General features: G+C 69.2%; 8 protein-coding genes. 6 read left to right on the plus strand and 2 right to left on the minus strand.

Annotated elements, in window-relative coordinates; translation table 11 throughout:
* Nucleotides 1-115 precede the first annotated feature (115 nt).
* The 3 genes from KUA19_RS38090 (at nt 116) to KUA19_RS38100 (ending at nt 1,319) form a co-directional block, all read left to right on the plus strand.
* Nucleotides 116-487: a YidB family protein gene (locus tag KUA19_RS38090; protein WP_217404146.1), complete on the plus strand. Its 372-nt coding sequence runs from the start codon at nt 116-118 to the stop codon at nt 485-487.
* A gap of 103 nt (nt 488-590) precedes the next feature.
* The gene (locus KUA19_RS38095; protein WP_217404148.1) at nt 591-1,082 is read left to right on the plus strand and encodes a P-loop nucleotide/nucleoside kinase family protein; all 492 of its coding nucleotides are present in this window, start codon (nt 591-593) and stop codon (nt 1,080-1,082) included.
* Nucleotides 1,083-1,121: 39 nt separating this feature from the next.
* The gene (locus KUA19_RS38100) at nt 1,122-1,319 is read left to right on the plus strand and encodes a hypothetical protein (protein WP_217404150.1); all 198 of its coding nucleotides are present in this window, start codon (nt 1,122-1,124) and stop codon (nt 1,317-1,319) included.
* 44 nt (nt 1,320-1,363) lie between these two features.
* On the opposite strand, the gene KUA19_RS38105 is transcribed toward KUA19_RS38100, so the two are convergent.
* Together KUA19_RS38105 and KUA19_RS44820 are read right to left on the minus strand one after the other, a co-directional pair.
* The gene (locus tag KUA19_RS38105) at nt 1,364-2,137 is read right to left on the minus strand and encodes an SDR family oxidoreductase (protein WP_217404152.1); all 774 of its coding nucleotides are present in this window, start codon (nt 2,135-2,137) and stop codon (nt 1,364-1,366) included.
* A 105-nt stretch (nt 2,138-2,242) separates the two neighbouring features.
* A complete protein-coding gene (locus KUA19_RS44820) occupies nt 2,243-3,037 on the minus strand; it encodes a TNT domain-containing protein (protein ID WP_217404154.1) in 795 nt (264 codons plus the stop codon).
* Nucleotides 3,038-3,316: 279 nt separating this feature from the next.
* On the opposite strand from KUA19_RS44820, the gene KUA19_RS38115 reads away from it, so the two are divergent.
* The 3 genes from KUA19_RS38115 (at nt 3,317) to KUA19_RS38125 (ending at nt 8,805) form a co-directional block, all read left to right on the plus strand.
* Nucleotides 3,317-4,342 carry a LacI family DNA-binding transcriptional regulator gene (locus KUA19_RS38115; protein WP_308167879.1) on the plus strand — a complete coding sequence of 342 codons (1,026 nt, stop codon included), beginning with the start codon at nt 3,317-3,319 and terminating at the stop codon, nt 4,340-4,342.
* 363 nt (nt 4,343-4,705) lie between these two features.
* On the plus strand, nt 4,706-6,598 hold the full coding sequence (locus tag KUA19_RS38120; protein ID WP_254550760.1) for a ricin-type beta-trefoil lectin domain protein: 1,893 nt from the start codon (nt 4,706-4,708) through the stop codon (nt 6,596-6,598).
* The gene (locus tag KUA19_RS38125) at nt 6,598-8,805 is read left to right on the plus strand and encodes an RICIN domain-containing protein (protein WP_254550761.1); all 2,208 of its coding nucleotides are present in this window, start codon (nt 6,598-6,600) and stop codon (nt 8,803-8,805) included. The genes KUA19_RS38120 and KUA19_RS38125 overlap by 1 nt, the downstream gene beginning before the upstream one ends.
* Nucleotides 8,806-9,052: the final 247 nt, after the last annotated feature.

Genomic DNA, 9,052 nt, shown 5'->3' on the forward strand with positions numbered 1-9,052 from the left:
CCTCTCCCCGAGGAGGACGCCCGGGGTGGCGGATCCCGCGTGGCGCAACGGTACGGGCCGACCTCGATACTGAAATGATGGCTATCGTCCATGTTCGTACTTGATGGGAACCTTCATGGCTGACTCGCTGGGTACCGTCCGATTGGTCCTGACGGAAGCCGACGCCGACCCGGGCGAGGAATCGGTGATCACGGTCCCGCAGGACAAGCTGCCGCAGGCGCAGTCCTGGCTCGCGGGCGGGGCCAACGACCCGATCACGGCGGAACAACTGCTCGCCGTGGTGGATCCCGACAGCCTCACGGCGGTCGCGGAGGAGGCCGGTGTCGAGCCCGCCGTGTTCGCCGAGAAGGTGGCTGACGCCCTCCCCGGCCTGATCGACGACGCGACCCCGGACGGAGAACTCAATCCGCAGTTCAGCGTACGTATCGTCGGCGGGGACGAGGTCGAGCCCCACTCGCACCCCCACCAGATCAGCTTGCGGCTCTAGGGCAGACGCCTGGCCGAGGAGCGAGTTCGCACCCGGCTCAGGTGGCCGAGAATCCGGTTACACGATGAGGGCCGCGGGACCCGGCACCAATACACTTCGACAGATGAGTGCGACGCTCTTCCTGATGTGCGGCCTGCCGGGGGCGGGCAAGACCACGCTGTCGCATGAGCTCGCCGCCGACCACGGGGCCTTGCGGATCAGCTCGGACGAGTGGCTGATCGATCTGCTTGAAGGCCCGCACCGGGAGCTGGCCGACCCGATGCGGCTGCAGCTGGAGCCGCTGCTGCTGGCGGTGACCGTACGCATTCTCAGCCTCGGCGGCAGCGTGGTGCTGGACTTCGGGTCGTGGCACCGCGCGCAGCGGGACCGGGCCCGCGCCGCGGGCCGGGTCGCGGGTGCCCGGGTCGAGCTGCACGTGCTCAATCCGCCGCTGGACGTGCTGCGCGAACGGGTCGCCGCGCGCAACGCGGGGCTCGGCACGCGCACGTTCCAAATCACCGACGACGAGATGGTGCAGTGGGTGGACCTGTTCGAGGTGCCGACCGAGCAGGAGCTGACCCTGTTCGATCCGCACGTTTCGCCGTCCTGGGAATGAGGTAGTTTCGCGGTCAGGAACGGCGAGTGGAGTGCGGCGATGGAGCAGGCGGGTCCCCTGATCGCGGTGGCGCTGATGGTGCCGGTGCTGGCGTTCTGGTGCTGGATGTTCCGCGACATGCTCGGCAACCACCGGTTGTACGGCCAGGCCCGCAACCTGTGGCTGTTCGGCTTCCTGCTCCTCAACGTCTTCGCCGCCGGGCTGTACTACGTCGCGGAGTACCGCGACCGCCCCTGAGCCCTGGTGGAGGCAGGATCCGCCGACCGATGGCCGTCCTGAGTTCAGGACGGCTGCCTGCTGAAGCCGCCGTCGGAGTCGATCACCTGCCCGGTCACCCAGTCAGCCTGCGCGGAGCACAGGAACGAGACCAGGTTCGCGGTGTCCTGCGGGGTGCCCCAGCGCTTGCGCGGGAACCGCTCGCGGACCAGCTCGTAGGTCTCCGGGTCGGCCCAGCCGGTGTCGTTGGGGCCGGGGTTGACCGCGTTGACGGTCACCCCGCGCTCGGCCAGCAGCACCGCGAAGTCCCTGGTCAGGTACTCCACGGCGGCCTTGGATGCGGCGTAGGCCAGCTCACCGACCATGGGTCCGTTGCGCTGACCGCTGCTGAACAGCACGATCCGGCCGGGCCGGGCGTCGTCGTGCGCGGCCGCGTACGCCTGGATCAGCAGCATGTTCGCGCGCACGTTCACGGTCAGGTGCCGGTCGATCTCGGCGGCGTCGAGGCCGCCCAGCGGCGTCGAGGTCGAGTAGGTGTGGCAGGAGACCACGGTGTCCACGCCGCCGAACCGGTCGACGACCGCGGCGACGAGTTCGGCGGGACCGTCGGGCGTGGACAGGTCGTGTGCCTGGACGTGCACGTCGGGGCCGAGTTCGGCGGCCAGGGCGGCGGGATCGTCGCCGGGCACGCCGACGGTGTTGTCGTAGCGGGGCAGGCCGGTGGCGAAGACGCGGTAGCCGTCGGCGACCAGCCGCCGCACCGCCGCGGCGGCGATGTTCGAGGTGCGACCGACTCCGGTGACCAGGGCGACCGGGCGGTACTCGTCATGCTGGCTCATCGTCGCCGACCGTAGCGATCAAGCCGATGTGCCGCAAGCGCGTTCGGCTGTGGACAGCCGTGGTCCCCGGTGCCGTCGCACCGGGGACCACGATCATCACGCGGATCAGGGCCTGGGGCAGGGGCTCGCGCCTTTGGTGGTCGAGCAGTCGCCGTACGCCGCAGTCGGCGGCCTCTCCTCGACCAGGAACTTCTTGTCCAGCAGCCACTGCACGCTCAGGTCCGACCCGGCCTGGGGCAGGTACGTCCGGTTCAGCACGTACTGGGTGCCGAGGCTCGGCTGGGCGAACCAGGTCGCGATCGGGCCGGTGTCCACGCTGAACGGCTTGAGCACGCAGTAGACGTGGTAGTTGGCCAGCGGCACGAGGTCCTCGTGCGCGATCTGCGGCGTGGGGGTGTTCAGGTTCGACGGCGGCAGCCCGCGCTGGGCGAACGGGGTGCCGAGCGGGGCCAGGAACTGGCCGGTGCCGGGGCTGCCGAACCGGTCGATCCGGGTGCCGGGCTGCAGCTGCTGGGTGAACTTGATCGGCAGGCCGTCGTACTGGATGACGTAGCCCATGGCGGGCGGGTAGACGTAGCGGGTCGGCGGTGTCGCGTCGTTGCCGTACTGGGTGAGGAAGGTGCCGCTGCTCAGGGCGCCGAAGCGGTGGTAGCCGCCGAGCAGCGGGCCGATCGGGGCCTGGGTCGGCAGCTGCTCCGGCCCGAGCAGGTAGTTGTCGTCGTAGAAGTCCGTGGTGGCGGGGGCAGCGTCGGGCGTACCGGGGCGGCACAGGCTGTCACCTGCGGCAGCGCTCTGCGCGGGCAGGATGTGCGGTTCGGCCGGGGCGGCCTGGGCGCCGACCGCCTGCAGCGCCAGCACCGCGCCGGCCAGCACAGGCAGAATGAAACGTTTGATCTTCACAGTCTCGGTCTCCGGTGATCAGGACGATGAGCCATCTGATCAACGGCCCAACCCGGCCCGAAGACATGGACCACCCCACGTAACCGCAGGTCAAGGCCGTCGTGATGGTGCGGCTTCAGGCAGTGCCGGAACCCGGGCTTTCTCCGGCTGGCATGATCCGTAATCGTGGACGCTGGGTGCTGCCATAGCGACACCCAGCGTCCACAATCACGGATCATCACTGGCGCGAGCCGGGGGTGGGCGGCCATGATGGCGGCGTGTCGGGAGCGGGAGGTCGGTGTGGCTAGGACGGCGGGGGTACGGGCGACCGTGCGCGACGTGGCCGCCGAGACCGGCCTGTCCATCGCCACGGTCTCGCGCGTGCTCAACGGCGCGACCAACGTCGCCCCGCACACCCGGGACCTGGTCCTGGCCGCGGTGCGGCGCCTCGGCGACCGTGCCCCGGTGCGCCGCCCCGAACCGCCCGCAGCCTCGGGCGCGATCTACGTGCGCTGCCCGTACGTCCTGACCGACTACTTCGGGATCATCGTCAGCTCGATCGCGGAGACCCTGGAACTGCACGGCCGCCAGCTGGTGCTCAACGCGGGTGAGGCGGCCCAGTCGGTGCGGGTGCTGACCGGCCTGAGCGAGCGCCCCGACGTCGCGGGCGCGATCCTGATCCTGCCACCGGACCCGCTCGAGGACCTGGTGCTGCTGCGGGACCAGCAGTTCCCCTTCGTGGTGATCGACCCGCGCTCGTCGCCGCCGCGTGACGTGGTGACGGTGTCGGCGGCACACTTCGCCGGGGCGCGGCGGCTGATGTCGCACCTGGTGGAGCTGGGCCATCGCCGGGTGGGGATCATCGGCGGCCCCGAGGAATGGCTGGCCAACGACGCCCGCATGGCCGGGTACGTGGCGCCGCTGGCCGATGCCGGGGTGCTGCCGACGGCGGAGCTGGTGCGGCACGTGCCGGAGCCGAACACGGCCAACGGCTATCTGGCGGCGGGGGAGCTGCTGGACCTGCCGGAGCGGCCGACGGCGCTGGTGGCATTCAACGACAAGATGGCGGTGGGGGCGCTGGCCGCGGCCGCCGACCGAGGGCTGCGGGTGCCGCAGGACCTGTCGGTGGCCGGGTTCGACGACATCGACGTGAGCCGGGCGACGACGCCGATGCTGACCACGGTGCGCCAGCCGCTGCAGGAGATGGGCCGGATGGCGGTGACCATGCTGATGCGCATGCTGGAGCGGCACACGCTGGAGGCCGTGCACGTGTCGCTGGGCACCGAGCTGGTCATCCGCGACTCGACGGCCCCCGCGCCGCGTTAGTCGTAAACAAAGTTGGCATATTCGCGCCGGGGGGCCGCAGGCGCTCGGTGGCGCTGTGTCGCGCGCTGTGTTGCGGCAGGCAGGTCACAAGTTTCATTTTGTTTCAGTGGCAAATAGGCCTATTGCGACGGTGCGCAGACGCTGAAGTCGATGCCTTGACAGGCATGTAGCCATATGTTTCAGTGCTGTCAACAGAGCGTCAATCATTCTGTTACATCTGTTACATCGACGTCTCTGCGTGTACAAGGCACGGCTGCACAGGAAACTCCGGGCCGGGTCAGGCGGGTGCCCCCTCGCCCACCCGGCCCGCAACCCCCAGCCACTCATGGCACCGCCATGGCTTGTCGAAAGGAGGGTCCCGCCTTGTTCCGTCCCCGATCAGGCTGGACCACCGCCGGTGCGGTCACCGCCGCCGGCGCCGCCGCCCTGGCGGCCGCCCTGTTGATCGCCCCGCCCGCGCAGGCGGCGGGCGAGCCGGTGAGCATCTGGCTCACCACCACCTCCGACTCCGGTGGCCGCACCGTCACCCGGGGCCTGCAGCAGCAGGCGAACATCGCGTTCGGTCCCGCGGGCGGCAGCGCCAACCAGACCATCACCGTCAACGAGAACACCACCTACCAGCAGTTCGAGGGTGCCGGTGCGTCCATCACGGACACCACGGCGTACCTGCTGCGTGGCGGCCCGATCAGTGCGGCCACCCGCGACGCGGTGATGGCCAAGCTGTTCTCGCCCACCTCGGGCATCGGCCTGTCGTTCGTGCGCAACCCGATCGGCGCCTCGGACCTGTCCCGGCCCGGCATGGTGTCGCTCGACGACACCTGCTGCGACCTCAACGACTTCGGCAGCAACGGCTACGACACCAACGTCCGGCTGCTGACCGTGCAGGCCAAGCAGCTCAACCCCGCCCTGCGCATCATGGCCGTGCCGTGGAGCGCCCCGGGCTGGATGAAGGACAACGGCCGGATGGACCAGATGGGCTGGCTGAAGGCGCAGTACTACTCGCTCTACGCCCAGTACATGGTCAAGTACCTGCAGAGCTACCAGGCCGCGGGGGCCCCGGTCGACTACCTGTCGGTGCAGAACGAGCCCAACTGCTGCCAGTCGGGCAACCCGACCGCGATGGACTACCCGGGCATGAGCTGGAACTCCTCCGGGCTGATCGAGCTCACCAAGAACAACGTGTACCCGGCGCTGCACAACGCGGGCCTGGGCACCAAGGTCCTGATCCACGACTGGAACTACGGCGACTACGCCGGCATGAGCGCCCCGACGCTGGCCGACGCGGGCATCCGCGGCGACGCCAACTTCGGCGGCATCGCCTGGCACGGGTACTTCGGTGACCCGTCGACCGGCAGTTCGGTGCACGGCAGCTACCCGTCGGTCAAGCAGTTCAGCACCGAGCACTCGGGCGGCACCTGGATCAGCAACCAGCACAACGAAGACATGTCCGACATCGTGAACTACACGCGTAACTGGAGCAGCAGCGTCGTCAAGTGGAGCCTGGCCCTGAACCAGAACATGGGCCCGCACAACGGCGGCTGCGGCACCTGCACCGGCCTGATCACCGTGCAGGAGGGCGGCTCGCGGGCCGGACAGGTCGACTACACGATCGAGTACTACACCACCGGCCACCTGACCAAGTTCGTCAAGCCGGGGGCGTACCGGATCGACTCGACCGCCAACAGCACGGTGCAGAACGTGGCGTGGAAGAACCCGGACGGGTCCAAGGCCCTGATCGCGCACAACGGCGGCACCTCGGCGCAGTCGGTGCGGGTCAACTGGGGCAACCAGTCCTTCGTGTACAGCCTGCCCGCCCGTACCACCGCGACCTTCACCTGGTCGGGCACCCAGGGCACCGGCGGCGGTGGCGGCGGCACCGGGACCATCACCGGTCTGGCGGGCAAGTGCGTCGACGTGGCCGGGGCGGCGACCGCCAACGGCACCGCGATCCAGCTCTACACCTGCAACGGCACCACCGCCCAGCAGTGGACCCGCAACGCCGACGGCACGCTGAGCTCGCTCGGCAAGTGCATGGACATCGTCGGGCCGAGCGCGACCAACGGCACGAAGGTCCACCTGTGGGACTGCCACACCGGCAGCTCGCAGAAGTGGACGTACAACAGCAGCACCCAGCAGCTGGTCAACAGCTACTCGGGCACGTGCCTGGACGTCACGGACAACAGCTCCGCCGACGGCGCACGGCTGCAGATCTGGTCCTGCACCACCGGCGCCAACCAGAAGTGGACGTTGAACTGATGAACCGACGCATCCTCATCGGCAGCGTCGCCGTCTCGACGCTGGTGAGCGCGGCCGTCATGGTCGTGCTCACCGCCCCGGCTGCGCAGGCCGCGATCAGCTCCGGCACGACGTACACGGTCGTCAGCAAGAACAGCGGCAAGTGCGTCGACGCCCGCGCCGCGGCCAGCGCCAACGGCACCGCGGTCCAGCAGTACACGTGCAACTCCTCGACCGCGCAGCAGTGGCAGATGGTGGCGACCAGTGGCGGCTACTTCCGCTCCGGCAGCGCCCTGAGCACCAACCAGAGCTGGGACGTCACCGACGTCTCGGCAGCCGACGGCGCCAAGATCCAACTCTGGCTGTACGGCGGCGGCAACAACCAGCAGTGGCTGCCGGTCCAGGAGGCCGACGGCGCGTACCACTTCGTCAACCGCTTCAGCGGCAAGTGCCTCGACGTGCCCAGCGCGTCCACGGCCGACAGCGTGCAGCTGCAGCAGTACACCTGCAACAACACCGCCGCGCAGGCGTTCTACCTCAACCCGGTCGGCGGCCCGCAGCCCTCGGCCAGCACCGTCCCGCCGAACCCGAACAACCCCGACCTCGGCCCGAACGTGCGGATCTTCGACCCGTCGCAGGCCGCCTCGACGATCCAGTCGCAGCTCAACACCGTGTTCAACGGCCAGGTCAGCAACCAGTTCGGCACCCAGCGGTACGCGCTGCTGTTCAAGCCGGGCAGCTACAACGTCGACGTCAACGTCGGCTTCTACACCCAGGTCCTGGGCCTGGGCCTGTCCCCGGACGCGGTGAACATCAACGGCGCCGTGCACGTGGAGGCGGACTGGTTCCCGCCGAACAACGCCACCCAGAACTTCTGGCGCGGCGCGGAGAACCTGTCGGTCACCCCGAACGGCGGCACCGACCGCTGGGCCGTGTCGCAGGCGGCGCCGTACCGGCGCATGCACGTGCGCGGCAACCTGCTGCTCGACGACGGCGGCTGGGCCAGCGGTGGCTGGTTCTCCGACGTGAAGGTCGACGGGCAGGTCAACTCGGGCACCCAGCAGCAGTGGATCTCGCGTAACTCGCAGTTCGGCAGCTGGGCCGGCTCGAACTGGAACATGGTGTTCGTGGGCACCTCGGGCGCCCCGGGCAACACATTCCCGAGCCCGCCGTACACCAACGTCGGCGCGACGCCGGTGGTGCGCGAGAAGCCGTTCCTGTACGTCGACAGCCAGGGCGCCTACCAGGTGTTCGTGCCGTCGCTGCGCAGCAACAGCACCGGCACCACCTGGGCGGGTGGCAGCGCGGCCGGTAGCTCCCTGCCGATCAGCACGTTCTACGTCGTCAAGTCCGGCGACAACGCCGCCAGCATCAACTCCGCGCTGGCCGGCGGCAAGAACCTGCTGTTCACGCCGGGGGTGTACCACGTCAACGACACCATCCGGATCACCCGGGCCGACACGGTCGTGCTGGGCCTGGGCCTGGCCACGATCATCCCGGACAACGGCGTGATGGCGATGTCGGTCGCCGACGTCGACGGCGTCAAGGTCGCCGGGCTGCTCATCGACGCGGGCAGCACCAACTCGGCCACCCTGATGCAGGTCGGCCCGGCCGGGTCGACGGCGAGCCACGCCGCCAACCCGACCTCGCTGCACGACGTGTTCTTCCGCATCGGCGGCGCCGGGGTCGGCAAGGCCACGACCAGCCTGGTCATCAACAGCAACGACGTGATCGGCGACCACACCTGGATCTGGCGCGCCGACCACGGCTCGGGCGTCGGCTGGAGCAGCAACACCGCCGACACCGGCCTGATCGTCAACGGCAACAACATCACGTTCTACGGCCTGTTCGTCGAGCACTACCAGAAGTACCAGGTCATCTGGAACGGCAACGGCGGCCGGACGTACTTCTTCCAGAACGAGATGCCCTACGACCCGCCGAACCAGGCCTCCTGGATGAACGGGTCGACCCGGGGCTACGCCGCGTACAAGGTGGCCAACACCGTCACCTCGCATCAGGCGTGGGGGCTGGGCAGCTACTGCTACTTCAACGTCAACTCCTCGGTCGTCGCCGACCGGGCCTTCGAGGTCCCGGCCAGCGGCACCACGTTCCGCGACATGGTCACGGTCTCGCTCGGCGGCACGGGCACCATCGCCCGGGTCATCAACAACACCGGCGGCACCGCGAACTCGTCCAACAACGTGGTCTACCTGACCACCGGTCCCTGAGAGACCGGCCGCCGACCGTCCGCGACCCCTCTCGCGGGCGGTCGGCACCCCTGAACGGCACTACGGCACCAATCACATAGATCCAGCCCTGGAGGATTCATGAGTTCCGTGTTCTCGCGGCGGCGGTTCACCGTCGTGGCGGCGCCGCTGCTCGCGGCCGCGCTCGCGCTGACCACCGCCGCTTGCGGCGGTAGCGACGACCCGGCCAAGCCGGGTGGCAAGGTCAAGCTGACGATCGCCACGTTCG

Source organism: Catellatospora tritici (genome assembly GCF_019083965.1).
Classification (GTDB): domain Bacteria; phylum Actinomycetota; class Actinomycetes; order Mycobacteriales; family Micromonosporaceae; genus Catellatospora; species Catellatospora tritici.

What these genes read in the sequence shown, in the direction of transcription:
- KUA19_RS38125 (WP_254550761.1), top strand. Translation starts at nt 6,598, where the DNA reads ATGAACCGACGCATCCTCATCGGCAGCGTCGCCGTCTCGACGCTGGTG.
- KUA19_RS38090 (WP_217404146.1), top strand. Translation starts at nt 116, where the DNA reads ATGGCTGACTCGCTGGGTACCGTCCGATTGGTCCTGACGGAAGCCGAC.
- KUA19_RS38105 (WP_217404152.1), bottom strand. Translation starts at nt 2,137, where the DNA reads ATGAGCCAGCATGACGAGTACCGCCCGGTCGCCCTGGTCACCGGAGTC.
- KUA19_RS38095 (WP_217404148.1), top strand. Translation starts at nt 591, where the DNA reads ATGAGTGCGACGCTCTTCCTGATGTGCGGCCTGCCGGGGGCGGGCAAG.
- KUA19_RS38100 (WP_217404150.1), top strand. Translation starts at nt 1,122, where the DNA reads ATGGAGCAGGCGGGTCCCCTGATCGCGGTGGCGCTGATGGTGCCGGTG.